Annotated in this window: 16 protein-coding genes; 13 read left to right on the top strand and 3 right to left on the bottom strand. The window is 38.8% G+C overall.

Going from position 1 to position 18,963, the window contains the following annotated elements:
• From trpB to odhB, 5 genes are all read left to right on the top strand, one after another.
• On the top strand, positions 1-1,206 hold the full coding sequence (gene trpB, locus WDJ61_RS09110) for a tryptophan synthase subunit beta (protein WP_338754597.1): 1,206 nt from the start codon (positions 1-3) through the stop codon (positions 1,204-1,206).
• Entirely contained in the window at positions 1,199-1,987 is a 789-nt protein-coding gene (trpA, locus tag WDJ61_RS09105; RefSeq protein ID WP_338754596.1) for a tryptophan synthase subunit alpha, read from the top strand. The genes trpB and trpA overlap by 8 nt, the downstream gene beginning before the upstream one ends.
• A gap of 377 nt (positions 1,988-2,364) precedes the next feature.
• The gene (locus WDJ61_RS09100) at positions 2,365-4,809 is read left to right on the top strand and encodes an FAD-dependent oxidoreductase (RefSeq protein WP_338754595.1); all 2,445 of its coding nucleotides are present in this window, start codon (positions 2,365-2,367) and stop codon (positions 4,807-4,809) included.
• A gap of 621 nt (positions 4,810-5,430) precedes the next feature.
• Positions 5,431-8,250 carry a 2-oxoglutarate dehydrogenase E1 component gene (locus tag WDJ61_RS09095; protein ID WP_338754594.1) on the top strand — a complete coding sequence of 940 codons (2,820 nt, stop codon included), beginning with the start codon at positions 5,431-5,433 and terminating at the stop codon, positions 8,248-8,250.
• An 89-nt stretch (positions 8,251-8,339) separates the two neighbouring features.
• Positions 8,340-9,578 carry a 2-oxoglutarate dehydrogenase complex dihydrolipoyllysine-residue succinyltransferase gene (odhB, locus tag WDJ61_RS09090; RefSeq protein ID WP_338754593.1) on the top strand — a complete coding sequence of 413 codons (1,239 nt, stop codon included), beginning with the start codon at positions 8,340-8,342 and terminating at the stop codon, positions 9,576-9,578.
• A gap of 81 nt (positions 9,579-9,659) precedes the next feature.
• On the opposite strand, the gene sda is transcribed toward odhB, so the two are convergent.
• Positions 9,660-9,788, bottom strand: coding sequence for a sporulation histidine kinase inhibitor Sda (gene sda / locus WDJ61_RS09085; RefSeq protein WP_338754592.1), 129 nt, complete (start codon positions 9,786-9,788; stop codon positions 9,660-9,662).
• Positions 9,789-10,043: 255 nt separating this feature from the next.
• On the opposite strand from sda, the gene WDJ61_RS09080 reads away from it, so the two are divergent.
• From WDJ61_RS09080 to brnQ, 8 genes are all read left to right on the top strand, one after another.
• Positions 10,044-10,406: an NAD(P)H-hydrate epimerase gene (locus WDJ61_RS09080; RefSeq protein WP_338754591.1), complete on the top strand. Its 363-nt coding sequence runs from the start codon at positions 10,044-10,046 to the stop codon at positions 10,404-10,406.
• A complete protein-coding gene (locus tag WDJ61_RS09075; protein WP_338754590.1) occupies positions 10,372-10,815 on the top strand; it encodes an NAD(P)H-hydrate dehydratase in 444 nt (147 codons plus the stop codon). The genes WDJ61_RS09080 and WDJ61_RS09075 overlap by 35 nt, the downstream gene beginning before the upstream one ends.
• Positions 10,730-10,933: a DUF6501 family protein gene (locus tag WDJ61_RS09070; protein ID WP_338754588.1), complete on the top strand. Its 204-nt coding sequence runs from the start codon at positions 10,730-10,732 to the stop codon at positions 10,931-10,933. Before WDJ61_RS09075 ends, WDJ61_RS09070 begins: the two co-directional genes overlap by 86 nt.
• 233 nt (positions 10,934-11,166) lie before the next feature.
• The gene (locus tag WDJ61_RS09065) at positions 11,167-11,595 is read left to right on the top strand and encodes a competence protein ComK (protein WP_338754586.1); all 429 of its coding nucleotides are present in this window, start codon (positions 11,167-11,169) and stop codon (positions 11,593-11,595) included.
• A 110-nt stretch (positions 11,596-11,705) separates the two neighbouring features.
• The gene (locus WDJ61_RS09060; protein WP_413789091.1) at positions 11,706-12,578 is read left to right on the top strand and encodes an AAA family ATPase; all 873 of its coding nucleotides are present in this window, start codon (positions 11,706-11,708) and stop codon (positions 12,576-12,578) included.
• A 9-nt stretch (positions 12,579-12,587) separates the two neighbouring features.
• Positions 12,588-14,507 (top strand): vWA domain-containing protein, encoded by a 1,920-nt coding sequence (locus tag WDJ61_RS09055; protein WP_338754585.1) that lies wholly within the window; start codon positions 12,588-12,590, stop codon positions 14,505-14,507.
• A gap of 98 nt (positions 14,508-14,605) precedes the next feature.
• Positions 14,606-15,172 carry a hypothetical protein gene (locus WDJ61_RS09050; protein WP_338754584.1) on the top strand — a complete coding sequence of 189 codons (567 nt, stop codon included), beginning with the start codon at positions 14,606-14,608 and terminating at the stop codon, positions 15,170-15,172.
• Between the two features lie 496 nt (positions 15,173-15,668).
• Positions 15,669-16,964 (top strand): branched-chain amino acid transport system II carrier protein, encoded by a 1,296-nt coding sequence (brnQ, locus tag WDJ61_RS09045; protein WP_338754583.1) that lies wholly within the window; start codon positions 15,669-15,671, stop codon positions 16,962-16,964.
• 96 nt (positions 16,965-17,060) lie between these two features.
• Here brnQ and WDJ61_RS09040 read toward each other — a convergent pair whose 3' ends face one another.
• Both WDJ61_RS09040 and WDJ61_RS09035 read right to left on the bottom strand, forming a co-directional pair.
• Positions 17,061-18,245 carry a toxic anion resistance protein gene (locus WDJ61_RS09040; protein ID WP_338754582.1) on the bottom strand — a complete coding sequence of 395 codons (1,185 nt, stop codon included), beginning with the start codon at positions 18,243-18,245 and terminating at the stop codon, positions 17,061-17,063.
• A 2-nt stretch (positions 18,246-18,247) separates the two neighbouring features.
• Entirely contained in the window at positions 18,248-18,898 is a 651-nt protein-coding gene (locus WDJ61_RS09035) for a 5-bromo-4-chloroindolyl phosphate hydrolysis family protein (protein ID WP_338754581.1), read from the bottom strand.
• Positions 18,899-18,963: the final 65 nt, after the last annotated feature.

Raw genomic sequence — 18,963 nt, 5'->3', positions numbered from 1 at the left:
ATGACTGTATATACACAACCGGATTCAAAAGGGCATTTTGGAAAGTTTGGAGGTAGATATGTACCAGAAACATTAATGCAAGCAGTGATTGAATTAGAGGAAGCTTACGAAAAAGCGAGAAAAGACCCAGCGTTCATCGAAGAATTAAATGGATACTTAAAAGATTATGTCGGTCGAGAAAATCCATTATATTTTGCGCGAAATTTAACGAAGAAAATGGGTGGAGCCAAGATTTATTTAAAGCGAGAAGATTTAAATCATACAGGCGCTCACAAAATTAATAATACGATTGGCCAAGGTCTTCTCGCTGTTCGAATGGGTAAAAGGAAAGTCGTAGCTGAAACAGGAGCTGGTCAACATGGAGTGGCCACAGCGACCATCTGCGCCTTGCTGAACCTTGAATGTGTTATTTTTATGGGAGAAGAAGATATTAAACGTCAACAATTAAATGTGTTCCGCATGGAGTTATTAGGAGCGAAAGTGATTGGCGTTAGTCAAGGGAGCGGAACATTGAAGGATGCTGTGAACGAGGCTTTACGCTATTGGGTTGCTCATGTAGAGGATACTCATTATATTATGGGATCTGTCCTCGGTCCACATCCATTTCCGCAAATGGTGCGTGACTTTCAAAGTGTCATTGGAAAAGAAACGAAAGCACAAATACTTGAGAAAGAAGGAAGGCTTCCTGATGCAGTAGTGGCATGCATCGGAGGAGGAAGCAATGCGATGGGAATGTTTTATCCATTTATTGAGGATAAACACGTTCAATTATATGGTGTAGAAGCTGCTGGGAAGGGAATAGAAACGGAACAACATGCCGCTTCATTAACGAAAGGTTCGGTCGGTGTTCTTCATGGAAGCAAGATGTATTTGTTACAGGATGAAGCTGGTCAAATTCAAGAAGCGCATTCGATTTCTGCCGGATTAGATTATCCAGGAGTAGGCCCTGAGCATAGTTTGTTAAAGGAAATGGGCCGAGTGAACTATAAAGCAGTGACAGATGAAGAAGCGTTAGATGGGTTTAAACTACTGACGCAAACCGAAGGCATTATTCCAGCACTTGAAAGCTCTCATGCCATTGCCTATGCAGTAAAGCAGGCTGCTTCAATGGCCAAAGAAGAGACAGTCGTCATTTGTTTGTCAGGACGTGGAGATAAAGATGTGGCAGCTATTCAAGAGAGATTAGGAGGACACGGCAATGAGTAAAGAAAAAATGAAATTCGCTTTTCAATCACTTCATGATCAAAATAAAAAAGCCTTTGTTGCTTATATTATGGCGGGAGATGGCGGCCTAAATAAATTGAAGGACCAAATGCTTTATTTGCAGCAGATCGGTGTAACTCTTATTGAAGTAGGGATTCCATTTTCAGACCCAGTAGCGGATGGTCCCGTCATTCAAGAAGCTGGAAAGCGTGCTTTACAGCAACAGGTCACTTTGAAGAACATATTAGATGAATTACAAAAAATAAAAAACGAAATCCAGATTCCTTTTGTGTTAATGACGTATTTCAATCCTGTGTACCGATATGGAATCGAACAATTTGCTGTTGATGCGGCATCAGCGGGGGCATCAGGGGTGATTATTCCAGATTTGCCGCTTGAAGAAGAGGAAGAAGTGAAACCCTTATTGGACCACCAGGATCTCGCACTCATTCGTTTAGTTACTTTAACAAGCCCAATGGAACGAGTAAAGAGTCTTCTAGCAGAGGCAGAAGGATTTATTTATGCTGTGACTGTTAAAGGAATTACAGGAGTGAGATCTAACTTTCAAGAAGAGGTGCATCAATTTTTGCAGCGAATAAAAGCAGAAGCGAAAGTACCTGTTCTTGCTGGATTTGGTGTTTCCTCAAAAGAGCAAGCACAAGAACTAGGGACATCTTGCGACGGGGTAATTGTCGGCAGTCAAATCGTTCAACTATTTCATGAAGGAAAACAAGAAGAGATTGCCAAACTATTGCCTGAACCCATTTTACATGTACATGAATGATATCATCTAAAATGGAATTTGGAGGGTAGATAAATATAAGAAGTTACCCTCCAAAGCATCATTTTTATTTAAAAGATTAAATGTCTAATTTGAAAATGATGAAAGATCTTCCATCATTTTATCTATGACTTATGAGATTTTTCATCTTGATAAATAAACGCTCTTTTCACCGTTTCTCCTCGTTTTCGCAATATGTAAATTTATTTCTCTATTATACCAACAATATCTTTCCAGCAAAAAAAGGTTCATTTTATGAAAATACATACAGGGGTATTTGACAAAATCAAAAAAAGTGATTAAGATACCAATAGAAAATAATCAGCGGCATTATTTTATTATTAAAAATACCCCATATGGTATAAAAGGAGAGGGAATAAATGAAGAAAATTGTCATTATTGGTGGAGCAGCTGCAGGCGCAACAGCGGCCGCTCGTTTACGTCGATTAGATCCGAAGGCACAAATTATTTTGTTCGAAAAAGGAGAATACATTTCCTATGCGAGTTGTGGGTTGCCTTACTATATTGGTGAAATGGTTCCTCAACGTGATTCATTGCTGATCCAAACAGTAGAAGGGCTCACAGAAAGATACAATTTAGATATTCGCATCGAAGCTGAAGTGACGTACATTAATCGTAAAGATCAAACGATTACGGTCAAACATGCTAAAACAAGTGAACAGTATGAAGAAACATATGACATTCTTATTTTAGCAACAGGTGCTTCGCCGATTGTTCCTGCCATTCGAGGCTTAGACAAAGCTGATAATGTGTTTACTCTTCAAACGATTCCCGATGCGGATGAGATCAAGAGCTGGCTGAAGAAGAAAGAAGCCAAGCAGGCAGTTGTTATAGGCGGAGGCTTTACTGCCATTGAAATTGCTGAGAACTTACAAAAACGAGGGATGCAAGTAACCATCATTGAGGCCGGTTCACAGTTAGCCCCAGCTCTGGATGAAGAAATGGCCGCTCTTGTGCATCAAAAATTACGCGATCAAGATATGAATGTCATCTTAGGTCAGCAGGTTATCAGCATGGATCATGCAGAACAACAATTAATTTTGCAAAATGGAACCGTTTTAAATAGTGATATAACGATATTGGCAATGGGCCTAACTCCTGAAAGTGAATTAGCCAAAGAAGCCGGACTAGCCATTGGAAAAAAAGGCGGCGCTCTCGTTAATGCGAACTTACAAACGAATGATCCAGCAATCTATGCGATCGGTAATGTTGTCGAATGGTCTGGTGAGGCACCATCTGCTTCTTTCACAAACCGTCAAGGTAGAGTAGTAGCGGACCATATTTACGGAAAGAACGTACAATATAGCGGCTCTATTGGCACGACAGCAACGAAGCTGTTTGATTTAACAGTAGCTGCGACAGGTAGTAACGAAAAGACGTTAAAATCACTGAACGTACCATATGAGGCCGTTCATATTCATCCAGCTTCGCAAGCGGGATATTACATTGGTGGAAGTTCTATCACATTGAAAATGACGTTTCACCCAGAAACAGGTGAGATTTATGGGGCCCAAGCGATTGGATTAACAGGTGTGGAGAAAAGAATAGACGTCATTGCGACTGGAATTAAGGCAAAAATGAGTGTATTTGATTTACAAGACCTTGAGTTGATTTCTTCTCCAGCGTTCTCTACTCCTAAAGATCCGATTAATATGCTGGGCTATGTGGCAGGCAATATCGTAAATGGAGAACTAAAAGCCGCTCATGTCTTACAAATAGATGAAGTTATTGCAAAAGGGGGCACAGTCATAGACGTTCGTGAGCCATTAGAACGTGAAATGGGTTATATAAAAGGAAGTAAGAATATTCCGCTTGGCGAGTTGAAAATGAGGTTAAAGGAAATTCCTAAAGATCAACCTGTGTATGTTTCCTGTCAAGTCGGACAAAGAGGCTATTTAGCATCCAATTTATTAAAAGAACATGGATTTGATGTGTATAACGTAAGTGGTGGCTATAAAATGTATGCGAGTGTTTTACGTGATCAAGAAGCACGTAAAACACCAATTCAAACAAAAGTGGAAGGTGAACAACAAACGATGGCACAAGCAATGGAAGCAATCACAGGTGATGTCAAAGCAGATGTACAATTAAACTGTCTAGGCCTTCAATGTCCAGGACCGATTAGTCAAGTGTTTCAAACGATGAATCAAATGAATGATGGTGAAGTGCTAGAAGTGAAAGTCACAGATCCAGGTTTTATTTCGGATGTGAAAGCCTGGTGCAGTAAAACAGGAAACACCTTCCTTAAAGATGAAACGATCGATGGAATAACCGTTGTATATGTTCGTAGAGGGGGCGCTGGTGTCAATACTCAAGTATCTGCAAACAGTCCTAAAGGAGCCACACTCGTTGTATTTGATCAGGATCTCGATAAAGCCATTGCTTCCTTCATCATTGCAACAGGGGCGGCGGCAATGGGTAAGAAAGTGACCATGTTCTTTACTTTTTGGGGCTTAAATATTTTACGCAGGGAAGAAGCAGTATCTCAAGAAGGGAAAGACTTCATTGAAAAAATGTTCAGTAAAATGATGCCGCGCGGACCGAAGAAGCTTCCGATTTCAAATATGAATATGGGAGGAATGGGGGCGAAAATGATTCGCACAGTGATGGAGCAGAAAAACGTTGATAGCCTTGAAAAATTGATGGTGACTGCGATGGATCTTGGTGTGGAAATTACAGCTTGTGCTATGAGCATGGATGTAATGGGCATCCGGGAACATGAATTAATCGACGGTGTTCAAATTGGCGGGGTTGCTTCTTATCTCGGCCAAGCCGAAGATTCAAATGTTAATTTGTTTATTTAAAAATATGAAGGGACTGGCTCTTTATTTTAGGCCAGTTCTTTTGATTTATTGACTGCTTGTCCATAGCTTTAAGATACGTTCGAACAAATGTTAAGAAAACATTTCGATAAAGCGTCTTCTTCCTTTACGTTGAGAGGTTTAGAAAATAAGAAAATGAGCCACAATGAAGGAGGAGTACAAAGCAGAAAAAAACGCCCTTAAAGCAGGTAAAATCAAGTTAAATGAAAACTCGTCGATTTAATTTAAGATTTTTATAAAAAAGGATTGGAATTTCTAAGTAACAGTAGTAAGATGGTACATGAAAAAAAGATGCCGCGTTTTAAATACGGGGAAATAGCAAAAAAACAACAGGAATAAAAAGTATATTGATATAATGTTTTCCTCAGCGAAAACATATAGCTGGTACTATTTTTTTGCCTGTTTAAAAATGTCGCAAAAAATTGCTAGATTAAGCGTTAATACTTTATCTTATTAGTGTTCAGTGGTAAGATGTCCTTGTAAGCGGTTTTATTTTCACTTCTTTATGTTATTTTCTACTGCGACTTCATTCTTAGGAAATAACTGAACAAAAAATTATTCAATGTAAAAATTAATGGGCGAAATGGTTGGAGGTTTTTTAGAATGGAAATGCAGACAGCCCAAGGGAATCCATGGAGTAAATTCTTTGGACCAAACCTTGGATATGTGATGGAAGTATATGAACAGTATTTAGAGGATCCAACATCAGTGGATCCAGAGCTAAAACAAATGTTTGATGAATGGGGAGCACCTGTAGCTAATGAGCAAGTAGCGGAAGGTGGTCAAACAGCTGTACCTGCATCACAAGGAGATTTAAACACGCTATTTAACGCAATCAAATTAGCGGATAGCATTCGTATTTATGGGCACTTAGCGGCAGATATTAATCCTTTAAATGACCGTAATAAAGACACGCGGCGAATTGAATTAAGCACATATGATTTAACGGAAGCAGAATTAAGAAAGGTTCCTGTTAAATACTTATGTCCCGATGCGCCTGCTCATGTTACAAATGGATTGGAAGCAATCCAACATTTGAAAAAAGTCTATACAGATAAACTTGCTTTTGAATTAGCCCAAGTTCACGATTTAGAAGAGAAGCAATGGTTGAGAAAGCAAATTGAATCAACGGGATATTATCCAAAGTTCTCTAATGATCAAAAAGTTCAATTGTTGAAACGTTTAACAGAAGTTGAAGGTTTCGAGAAATTTATTCATAAAACTTTCGTAGGACAAAAGCGCTTCTCTATTGAAGGTTTAGATGCGATGGTCCCTCTTCTTGATGCAGTAGTGCGCACTTCCGCTGCGAACGGAACAAAAACGATTAACATCGGAATGGCTCACCGTGGACGCCTAAATGTACTTGCACATATTTTAGGCAAACCTTACGAAATGATCTTTGCTGAATTCCAGCATGCACCAAGCAAAAACCTTCTTCCTGAAGGCTCAACAAAAATGACTACATATGGTTGGACTGGTGACGTTAAATATCACTTAGGTGCAGACCACAATTATAAAGAAGATGCTACTGTTACACGTGTGACATTGGCTAATAACCCTTCTCACTTAGAAGTAGTCAGCCCAGTTGTTACGGGATATACTCGTGCAGCTCAAGAAGAGCGTGCAAAAAACGGTGTACCTGAACAAAACACAGAATTAGCACTTGCTGTACTTATTCACGGGGATGCGGCATTCCCAGGACAAGGGATTGTCAGCGAAACGTTTAATATGAGCAGAATTCCTGGTTACCAAACAGGCGGTTCCATTCATCTCATCGCTAATAACATGATCGGTTTCACAACGGAAAGCTACGATTCAAGATCTACTCGCTACGCTTCTGACTTAGCGAAAGGATTTGAAGTGCCAATTGTACACGTCAATGCAGACGATCCAGAAGCTTGCTTAGCTGCGGCTCTTATGGCAGTAGATTACCGTAATCGTTTTGGAAAAGATTTCGTTATTGATTTAATTGGTTACCGTCGCTTCGGTCATAACGAAATGGACGAGCCGATGACAACGAACCCAACGATGTATCAAATGATTCACCAGCATCCAACGGCTCGCGAAATTTATGCAAATAAATTAATTGACCGCGGTGTCTTAACGAAGGAACAAGCTGATCAATTAAATATTGATAACGAGAACAAATTAAAAGACTTATTTGAAACTGTTCCGAAAAAAGATGAAAATCCAGATATCATTATGAATCCGCCAAAATTTGTTGAGAAAGAGCTTCCAACAGGCGATACAGCTGTTAGCACAGAAGCTTTAAATGAGCTCAACAATGAACTATTAACTTGGCCAGAGGATTTAAATGTATTTAAAAAGTTAGCGCGTATTTTAAAGCGTCGTGAAAATGTGTTTGAAAAAGACGGCAATATCGATTGGGGTCATGCTGAAACATTAGCATTTGCGGCGATTTTAAAAGAAGGCACGCCAATTCGTTTAACAGGACAGGATGCTCAGCGCGGTACATTTGCTCACCGAAACCTTGTTCTACATGATGAGAAAACAGGAGAAGAATATACGCCTCTTCACCATTTAGAAGGTGTGGATTCATCCTTTGTTGTCATTAACAGTCCGCTAACAGAAACAGCTGTTGTCGGATATGAATATGGATATAACGTCTTTTCTCCAGAGACTTTAGTTCTTTGGGAAGCTCAATTTGGTGACTTTGCTAACATGGCGCAAGTAATGTTTGACCAATTTGTTTCTTCAGGTCGTGCAAAATGGGGACAAAAGTCTGGTCTTGTGATGTTACTACCACATGGCTATGAAGGACAAGGTCCAGAGCATTCAAGCGGAAGAATGGAACGCTTCCTACAAAGTGCAGCGGAAAACAACTGGACAGTAGCGAATTTATCTTCTACTGCTCAATATTTCCATATTCTTCGTCGTCAAGCTTCTATTCTTCAAAAAGAAGAAGTGCGACCATTAGTTATTATGACGCCTAAGAGCTTGCTTCGTCATCCTTTAGCAGCGTCAAAAGCTTCTGAATTCACAAATGGTTCATTTAAACCAGTGGTTGAAGAACCAAGACTAGGAAGTAACCCAGAAAAAGTGGAAAGAATCGTTCTATGTAGCGGAAAAGTCTCTATCGATTTAGCTGAACAAATTAGCAAAACGGAAGGGCTTGATTGGCTACACGTGCTTCGAGTAGAAGAGATCTATCCATTCCCTAGAGAAGAAATTACTGCTTTATTATCACGTTTTACAAATGTGAAAGAATTAGTATGGCTACAAGAGGAACCACAAAATATGGGTTCTTGGACATATATTGATCCAAGACTTCGCGATGTAGCTCCAGATGGCGCAACAGTCCGTTACGTCGGTCGCCGCCGTCGTTCAAGCCCTTCAGTAGGGGATGCTATTGTTCACAAAAAAGAACAAGAGCGTATTCTTAATGAAGCATTAACGAAGTAAGTAGCAGAGTGAGTGGAATGATTTATTCTGCTCACTCCTAATAATAAACTACATTTAAATTTGATGAGACATTAGAGGAGGACACGAAAGTGGCTGAAATTAGAGTTCCAGAGCTGGCAGAATCAATCTCGGAAGGTACAATTGCTCAATGGTTGAAACAACCAGGAGATAAAGTAGAAAAAGGGGAATACATCGTTGAATTAGAAACGGATAAAGTCAACGTTGAAGTTATTTCTGAAGAAGCAGGGGTTATCACAGAATTAAAAGCAGCAGAAGGTGACACAGTTGAAGTGGGTCAAGTGATTGCTGTAGTAGAAGCAAACGGATCAGCTGTTGCATCTACTCCTGCTCCAGCAGCTGAAGCAACACCTCAAGAAGAAGTAAAACAAGAAGCGGTGAAAGCTGAACCTGCTCAAGAAGAGACAAAGCAACGTCCAATTGCTTCTCCAGCAGCACGTAAGCTTGCTCGTGAAAAAGGTATTGATTTAACAGAAGTACCAACAGTGGATCCAATGGGTCGCGTTCGCAAGCAAGATGTAGCTTCATTCTCTAACCAACCAGCACCATCTGCGCCACAACAGGCAGCTAAAGCTCCTCAAGCAGCAGCACCTAAGCAAGATGATGGCAAACCAGTAGAACGCGTTCGCATGACACGTCGTCGTCAAACAATCGCGAAAACATTGGTAGATGTTCAACATACAGCAGCGATGCTGACTACGTTTAATGAGATCGATATGAGCGCGATTATGGATCTTCGTAAACGTAAAAAAGACAAGTTCTTTGAAGACCACGATGTTCGTCTTGGATTTATGTCTTTCTTCACTAAAGCATGTGTAGCGGCATTGAAAAAATATCCATACGTGAACTCAGAAATCGATGGCAATGAATTTGTTTTGAAAAAATACTATGATATCGGTGTAGCTGTATCAACTGAAGACGGACTAGTTGTACCAGTTGTACGTGACTGTGACCGCAAAAACTTTGCTGAAATCGAAGGCGATATTTTAGGTCTAGCTTTAAAAGCTCGTGACAATAAATTAGCATTAAGCGATCTTCAAGGTGGATCATTCACTATTACAAACGGTGGGGTATTCGGTTCATTAATGTCTACTCCAATTTTAAATGGTCGCCAAGCTGGTATCCTTGGAATGCATACCATTCAAACTCGTCCAGTGGCTATCGATAAAGATACAATTGAAAACCGTCCGATGATGTATGTGGCGCTTTCTTATGACCACAGAATTATCGATGGAAAAGAAGCAGTTGGTTTCTTGAAAACTGTAAAAGAATTAATCGAAAACCCAGAAGATCTTTTATTAGAAGGCTAATACGAGAAGTACATTTTACGTCTCTTAGCACTAACTATTATATGTAAAGGTGTGCCGATCAAGGCACACCTTTTTTCTAAACTATTTATTTATCATTAATCCCCTTTTTTGCACTTCTATTTGCAATAAGCGAATCCAATCTTGATCTTGGCCTTTTTTCTTGGCATCCCGATAAGCAGCGACTAGCATTTCATTACTCATAATTTTCATGAAACATCCTCCTTGTTTTCGGTTACTTTAGGCGTAAGGTAAGTAGAAAATAAAGAATATTCTTTATTTGCTGTGTATTATACACGTTTATAACTGTGTTTTAAAGTATAATGATTGAAATCAGTCTAAAGTCGTGAGGAGGAAATAATTTCTATCAAATGGGGTATTCTTCGTCATACGAAAAAGGGCTTAATAGATGATAGAAATGTATTTTGTTGATTATAAAAATGTTATGTAAATATGAGGAGTGGCTACATGTATGTATATACGAGTGATCAAATAAAATTAATAGATGAAGAAGCGATGAGCAGGGGAATGTCAGCATTCGAATTAATGGAAAACGCCGGTAACGGGCTTTTCAGAGCGGTGACTAAACTATTATGCGGGAGAGAGCAAATAGCGATTCTTTGTGGCAAAGGAAATAATGGAGGAGACGGAATTGTTTTAGCGAGGTATTTAAAAATGGCTGGAATGGATGTAGACCTCTTGTTACCTATGGAAGAAATAGTGACGAAAGAAGCGAAACAACATCTTCATTACTACAAAAATCTAGGTTATACAGTACAGAATTTTAGAGATTCAAGTGAATCGATTAGAAGCAGCTTCCCAATTTGCTAGCGAACAGCAAGTGACAGTTGTGCTAAAAGGACAATATTCAGTGATTGCCTTTCCTGACGGGACAGGTATAATTAATACGAGCGGGAATGGAGCATTAGCTAAAGGTGGAACAGGTGATGCGTTGACGGGGATGATTTTAGCAAGCATCTTGAGGCTGAAAAATGATCGTGCAGCGATTGCTAATGCTATTTTTCTACATGGAGCCTGTGCGGACATGTGGATAGAAAACAATGCTCTATCAAGCATGACAGCTTATGACATTAACCATCTGCTTCCGTTCGTTTTGAAAAAAATCATAGGTGGAACTGCCAAAGGAGGACATTATGAATCATCTTACATGGACGAAAAAAGAAACAGTGAAGCAAGTAGAGTGCGTACACACAAATGCGGCAAAATATATGGTGAATAACCGTTTAACTGCTGGTCAAACATACGACGTTAAGAATGAAACGGAAGAGTTTTATTTTGTTGTTGACAATAAGGGAAGCATTTCTGGCTTTTATAAAGACTATTTTAAAGACGTCTAATCATACTTATTAGAAGAAAAGAGGTTGTATTTAAAGGGAGCAATTCCTTTTCATCCAACCTTTTTTTAAATTGTTGCACAAATTAATAAATTTAAATATTTACTAGTATTTTTACTATTTTTTTGTTAATATTATGGGCAAGGAAGGATGTTTTTAAGGACTATAGTATCATAATCCTTCAAATATCTTCATACATATAAAATAGTTTCTATGTTTACTTAGGGGGAGTACAGGTGTTTGATGAAAGAACAGCATTGAAAATCAGGCTAGAACAACTTGCTGATTCCGAGTTTAAAGTTATTCGTGAATTTAATCGGGAACGTGAGGGGATTTTTCAGCGATTAAAAGAGTTAGATGCTGTTGCTTCTGCCAATAGGGAGATGCCACAGGAGATGATGGCTGTCGCGCAAATAACTAGCTTACCAGACAAGAGGAAGAGAGGACGCCGAAGTGAAAATCTAGATGAATTGAGAAACACGGCTATTTCCATTTTAAAAGCTCAAAATACTCCTATTCGCGGAGTGGAATTGCAGCGTCATATTGAAGATAACACGGGGAAGAAAATTGCCAATATGACGACATTCATGATGGCACTTGAACGTGAAAATCGACGCGTGCGTAAATTAGGAAGAGGGCTATATATATATGATTATGAAGGCTGATTGTTTATTTGCAATCAGTTTTTTCTGTTCCATATTGTACTAAAAGAGAAATGACAGGTATGATAGAAAGCAGGTCTGAAAATGAATGGAAAGGAAAGATCTCAGTGATAATGACAGAATTACCTGCTGTTGTCCGACAACAGATAGAAGAACGAGCAAAGCAATTTATGAACGATCCAGCAAGCGATCTGATCGGTCAATTAGGATATCAGCCGGAGGATAAAGAAGTAGTACTGGATGCGGCCATTGCCTTATCTATGGGAAAAAACATTCTATTAAAAGGTCCTACTGGCTCTGGAAAGACAAAGTTAGCTGAAACGTTATCGTCGATGTTTTCGCAGCCTATGCATAGCATTAACTGCTCAGTCGATCTTGATGCGGAAGCGATGCTTGGCTATAAAACGATCTCCGAGAAAGATGGAAAGAATTATATTGAATTTGTTCCTGGACCTGTCGTTCAAGCGATGAAAACAGGCCACTTGCTTTATATTGATGAAATAAATATGGCAAAGCCAGAAACACTACCCATCTTAAATGGTGTGTTAGATTACCGCCGGACGATCACGAATCCATTTACCAATGAAGTGATTAAAGCCACACCTACGTTTGGAGTAATTGCAGCGATTAATGAAGGGTATGTTGGAACTGTTCCAATGAATGAAGCGTTGAAAAATCGCTTTATCGTCATTGAAGTTTCCTATGTAAAAGGTGATACATTAAAAGCGATTCTTTTAACGGAAAGTCGTCTGACTGATGCTGCAATGATTGATCGTTTTACTACTTTATCACAAGATTTAATCGTGCAAGTAAGGAATGGACAAGTTTCGGAAGAAGCCGCTTCTGTCAGAGCGTTAATCGATGCTTGTGATTTAGCGACTTACATGCCCCCATTAAGAGCGATTCAACGTGCTATTATTGATAAGCTAGAAGATGAAAGGGAGCAAGCAGCCGTCAAAAACATAGCAGAAACTATTTTTGAATGAGGAGATTTCATGGAGAGATTTATCCAATTTAATGATGAAATTGTTGATTCCTTTTTATTTATGCAGCTATCAGATTTAGCGAAAACTTTAACGGAAAATCCAGAGATGGAAGTAGAATATGGGCCGCATTCTTATGTAAATAAACAGGAAAACATCATCTATGTGAGTCACTTTTGGAATCATCGTTCAGCAAATGACACATGGAGTGGATATCAATCAGATGTGTTATTGCGTGCCATTGGTAATTTCCAATATGTTGACGAATATGAGATGAAGAAGTTTGTTCATGCGGCAATGAAAACGACGATCCCGTCTTTTGCGAAACAATTATTTGTGTTGACAGAAGATTTACGAATAGAAGAGAAAATTAAATTAGAGCGACCAGGCACAAAGAAGGCGTTTGCAGTAAGAAGAAGTATTTTGCGTCAATACTTCCAAACACAATTAAATGTAAATCTAGTGAAAAGCCTCCATACAGACGCTTTATTTAACTATTTATTCTTATTATTAAATGCTGAGGCACCAATAGAGCCTCCTTTGATGAATGACGAATTAGATCGAGCCATGCCTTTTATTCAACAATCTGTGCTTCGTTTTTTTGAAACGACATCCACGAAAGAAACCGTCCAAATTTGTTATCTGCTCATGGAAGTGTTGGATGAATTATTGTCAAAAGATATGTTAAATGAATATTTTCATTTACCTGATTCAACTAATTGGTCCAATGGTGAAGAGGAAATGTTTCAAGACATCAAGAGAAAAGATCCATTAATGAATGACGATCAATTAGAAGAAAAGAAAACGGGCGAAGAAGAGGTCATGGATGAAGAGTTCCGCACATGGCATCGAGAAACGAGTGAGTTAGGCACAAGCTTTTTACAATTTGACCTCGATCAAGGGTCTAAAACGGAATTAATGGGAGAAGGGGCAAGAGAAGGGGAGGAAGGGGATCAAGCACTGGCGATGGTGCAAGGGTCTGCGAAGAAAACGAATAGAAACGACTTTACAACTCTTGAAGCCGAACAATTGAAGAAAGAGGTCAATAAAGGGGGACATGAAGCGAAATACGGAAAAGAAAACCGGTTCGCTATTCCTATTTTTGATGTCATTCATCCTCCTCGTTACGAACAAGTAAAAGATTATAAAGAAAAACAAGCTCAAATTGCCCCATTACAAAAGAAATTAACACATATGATTGAACAAACATTAGAGCACAAAAAAATTCGACCGCGAAATGATCTGCAAGCGGGTCGTTTAAACAAAAAGCTGTTGCGTTTTTTCTTAGAAGAGCAGCCACGCTTGTTTTATAAAAAACAGGAGCCTTCTGCTGAAATTGATGCGGTGTTCACTTTACTAGTCGATTGCTCTGCTTCGATGCAAGATAAAATGGAAGAAACGAAGCTAGGCATCGTTCTTTTTCATGAGGCATTAAAGTCTGTCAGAGTTCAGCATGAAATTATCGGCTTTTGGGAAGATACAAATGATGCGACTGACACATATCAACCGAATCATTTTCAAACCGTCATCAATTATCATGCTTCTTTACAGAAAAGAAGTGGTCCGGAAATTTTGCAGCTTCAACCAGAAGAAGATAATCGGGACGGTTTTGCGATACGAATCATAACAGAAAAGCTCCTCCAAAGGGGAGAAAAGCAAAAGTTTCTACTTGTCTTTTCCGACGGTGAACCAGCTGCTCACGACTATGATCGAAACGGTATTATGGATACTCACGAAGCGGTATTATCAGCTAGAAAGCAAGGAATCGAAGTCATTAATGTGTTTCTAGCTAATGAAGAGGTGGAAGAAGCTCAAAGAAAAACGATTCAAAATATGTACGGGAAATATAGTTTGTTTGTCTCGGCAATCGAGGAACTCCCAGCTATTTTGTTCCCGCTTTTGAAAAAATTATTATATAAAAGCATGAACTAAAGGAGTTGGTTAGTTGAATAAAAACAAATTTATTATATAAATCAGGCTCTTTAGTTTTTAACAACAGTTAGGTGAAATGGGGATATATGGGGTAGAGTATGAAGAAATATCTTTTTAGAAGTTTCATTGTTGTTATTGTATTTTCCTTATTAGGATGTCAACCAAATGCAACGAAAACAGAAAGCCAGGATACAAAAAAGGATGTAGAAGGTTTTATTGAACCAGAACCATCTGATTGGGTGAAATATACAAAGCCTATAATGAAGTATATGTATTATAGAACACAAGCAGTGGTAAACAACGATATTAATCTTTTGTGGAATCAGTATCCAGATTTAAAGAATAATTATGATTTAAAGAAGGGGATCAATGTAGAGAAAGATGAGGTTGAATCCTTAAATAAAAGCTTTAAATTGATAGATGCCAATTACAGTATTGAAAGTCATGATCGAATGAAAGTAAAAACAATAAACGACGAAGAGGTAATTGTTCTTGTTCATGGTGGCATTGGTTATTTGAGGAATGATTTCGATGAGTCAGGAGGGGAGCTTTTAATAGAGATATCGCTAAAGCTTAAAAATAATCATTGGACCGTTGTAAAAACGGACGAATATATTGAACCCGAATACAAAGAATGGCTCAAGGAAAAGAACAAACAGAAATAATTAAACTTTTTTATAAAATTACTGTAAGTAAATACACCATTTTGAGCCGTCTTTTTCAAAATGGTGTATTTTGATTGAACATAAAATGAAAGCTCCTGCGACTGATCAAATTTTATCCCGCATTAACGGGCTGTAAGATCTCTAGAAGAAGCGTAGGCATGTAGGTGGGGAATCAACAGCCCGTAAACGCCCGATCCGTTCAACTAACAATCAGTGGGTGATGAAGACCCCCCCACTGATTGAAGTTTCACTTTATTTCAAAGTTACAGGAGATTTTCCTTTTCTTTATGATTATTTTTTCGGAATAAATAGAATAATCGCAATTGAGTTATTATCTTTTTAATAATTAAAAATTCTAAAAATTCAATTGACAGTTTTCGTCGAATTGCGTAGAATATTATTCGAGATTAGCCTTGAATGAAAATGGGTGTAAAGTCAGTAAAAAATACAAATCAGATCATCTGATTAATTGTTGACAACTTGAGAGGAGATCATAATGAAGAAAAAAGATATACTGTTTACAGGGCTTATGCTTTTCGCCCTTTTCTTTGGAGCAGGAAACTTAATATTCCCTCCTTTTTTAGGAATGGAAGCTGGTCGCTCTTTTTGGCCAGCGATTATTGGCTTTGTCATAACAGGGGTTAGCTTGCCTGTCCTTGCAGTGATAGCCATTTCTTTTACTAAAGGTGGTGTCGCTTCCATTGGGAGTCGTGTGCATCCGCTATTTGGATCTATTTTCGCTGTCATTGTTTATTTAGCGATTGGTCCTTTTTTCGGTATCCCAAGAGGGGCGAGTGTAGCGTATGAAATGGGGGCACAACCATTTTTAGCTGAGTCTGGTAAAGGATCACTCTTTATATTTATGGCCATTTTCTTTCTGGTCGTCTATTTGCTCAGTTTAAATCCATCGAAGCTTGTGGATCGCGTTGGTCAGTGGCTAACACCTGCTTTGCTGCTGTCAATTGCCGCTTTATGTGTGGCAGCATTTTTCAAGTTAGATGCTCCGCTTACCGCTCCAACAAGCAAGTATGCCGAGTCTCCATTTATCACCGGTTTTATAGAGGGATACTTGACGATGGATACAATCGCAGCGTTAGCGTTTGGTATTGTCGTGATTACGGCATTTGCTGATCGAGGGGTAACCGATCAGGCTAGTCAAGTAAAGGCAACAATTACTGCCGGAGTCATTGCTGGGATTGGTTTAGCAACAGTTTATATTTCCATCGGTTGGATTGGCACGAAAATGACGCTGACAGGCGACTATGATAATGGAGGAGCCATTTTAACGGAGGCTGCCTACATGTTATTCGGTGATGGAGGGCAAGTGTTGCTTGGAACGATCGTTGCTTTAGCTTGTTTAACGACTTGTATCGGTTTAACCTCCGCTTGTGCCCAATATTTTAACGAACGATGGCCAGCGATCTCTTATAAAAATTTTGTACGGCTCTTAATTGTGATTAGTTTTGCTATTGCTAATTTAGGTCTTACTCAAATTATTAATATATCGGGTCCTGTGTTAGTTATGATTTATCCGTTTGCGATCGTGTTAGTGCTTTTATCATTTGTTGCAAGATTCGTCAGCCATTCTAGAGGCTTGTATGTGGGAGCGATCACTATGACCGCTATCTTTAGCTTAAATGATGGATTAACGGCATTTGGGCTTAAAATAGATGCGTTATATCAAGCGATTTCTTGGGTGCCATTCTTTTCATCTGGATTAGGGTGGGTCCTTCCTGCTATTGTTGGTGGGATTGTAGGATGGATGATTAGCTATTTTCGGGAAAGAAAATAAAAAAACGGTGGGCTGCCCACCGTTTTTTTATTTTGGCTTTGTTAAACAATGATGTTAACTTTGATTGTTTTCGTTTTCTTTAAATTAACATCGCCTTTATTTTAAATGTAATAACTTTTGCTTTAATTCATTTTCCATCGCGGATAGTTCTTGTTCAGCTTGCTTTCGCTTCGTTCGACCTTCTTGCTGAATACGCATCGTTTCTTCTAATGTGGAGATTAAATTAGATTGCGTTTTCTTTAATGTTTCAATATCAACAAGCCCGCGTTCATTTTCTTTTGCGGTTTCAATTGTATTTGTTTTCAGCATTTCAGCATTCTTTAATAATAATTCATTGGTTGTTTGTGATACTTGTTTTTGTGATTCCATCGCCTTCTTTTGACGAACGAGCGTTAATGCGATCGCGATTTGGTTTTTCCACAACGGAATCGCCGTCAAAATGGATGACTGAATTTTTTCGGCTAATGCTTGATTCATGTTTTGAATCATTCGAATTTGTGGGGCACTTTGAATCGTGATTTGACGGCTTAATTTCAAATCATGGAGTCGCTTTTCTAAGCGATCTGCAAATTGCACCATATCATTGACGTCTTGATACGCCATTTGGTCACCAGATTGTTCCGCTTTTTGACGAAGAGCAGGAATCGTTTCCGTTTGCAATTCTTCTAGCTTCAGTTCTCCAGCAGCGATAAAAATATTCAGCGCTTGGAAATATTCTTTATTTTTATCATACAACTGCTCAAGCATAACGATATCTTCCAGCAATAGCTGTTTAGAATGATCTAATTTAATACTGATGCGGTCAATTTGGCTGCCGACCTTTTGATATTTAGACAAAACTTCTTGGATTGAGCCTGATACTCGGTTAAATAGCCGGCTAAACATATTTTTCTTTTCTGGATGCAATTCATCCGGATTGACTTCTTGTAGCCTCTTCATTAAATCATTTAAAATATCCCCGACGCTTCCGATGTCTTTTTGCTGCACATGATCTAGCATGGAATGAGAGAAGCCAGATAGCTTAGACTGAGCAGAAGTACCATAGCTAATAATCGCTTGGTGATTCGTTGGATCAATTTGTTTAGCGAGTTCTTTCGCTTTTTGTCGATGCTCTTCTGGTAGTACATCAATGAGTTTCTTTTCCACTTGTGCATTCGTTGGAGTGGAGGAGACAGTAGATTGTGCTAAACTATCACCGAAAGGGCTAGAAAGCAAATCATCAAGTTCATTGACAGGATCTTTATAAATAGTTGGTTGGTTTTCTTTTGCTTCGTTTGTCATGATTACAATCTCCTTTTGTCGTTAGGATCGATCAGATTTCGTTTTTTTAACGAGTGCTTGGCTACATCGAGCTCGAAGGACAAATGCTCGATGTCTTTCGCTAGTACTTGATGTAAATCATTTTCCAATATCTTTGTTAAATCATTTAACGTTTCTTGTGTTTCAATCAGTGATTGCTTGACGGATTCATTTTTCATTCGATGACTATTTAAAGCGGCATATTTCTCAGAAAGTTCTACCACTGAATCAAGATGAGAGTAGAAAAAGGCTTCGGCTTCATAAAAGCGTTGCGGTTCCTTCTTCACGATGGAAAAAATTCGTCGCACTAACCGATTTAGTTCAATCATCTGCTTAAAAGAGTTAATGCTTCGGACTTTAATAAACCCTTTTTGCAGTCGACTTAACTTTTCCTTTGCTTCTTTTAAGTTATCAAGGATAAAGTAATATTCTTTTCTAGCGAGTCCGTATTTTTTGTACAGACGTGCATTGGCTAAGCGTCCTAAGCTATAGAAAAGGACAGCTCCTAATGTGAAGCTAGTGATGCTAGTAATGAGGGGAGAAAAGCCCCACTGATAGAAAGCAAGTGCTCCCCAGCCTGCAGCGATAGGAGTCGCTACCAATGCACGCCATAGAATAAAATTGGCGTTTCTCATATGATTCACTCCATTTAGGATTTTACTTGTTCTACGTATAAGTAACTAAAAAAGTTTCATTTTGT

The organism is Bacillus sp. FJAT-52991, from assembly GCF_037201805.1.
GTDB classification, from domain to species: domain Bacteria; phylum Bacillota; class Bacilli; order Bacillales; family Domibacillaceae; genus Bacillus_CE; species Bacillus_CE kandeliae.
The sequence above is the reverse complement of the archived record's forward strand: the minus strand, read 5'-3'. Positions and strand labels throughout refer to the sequence as shown.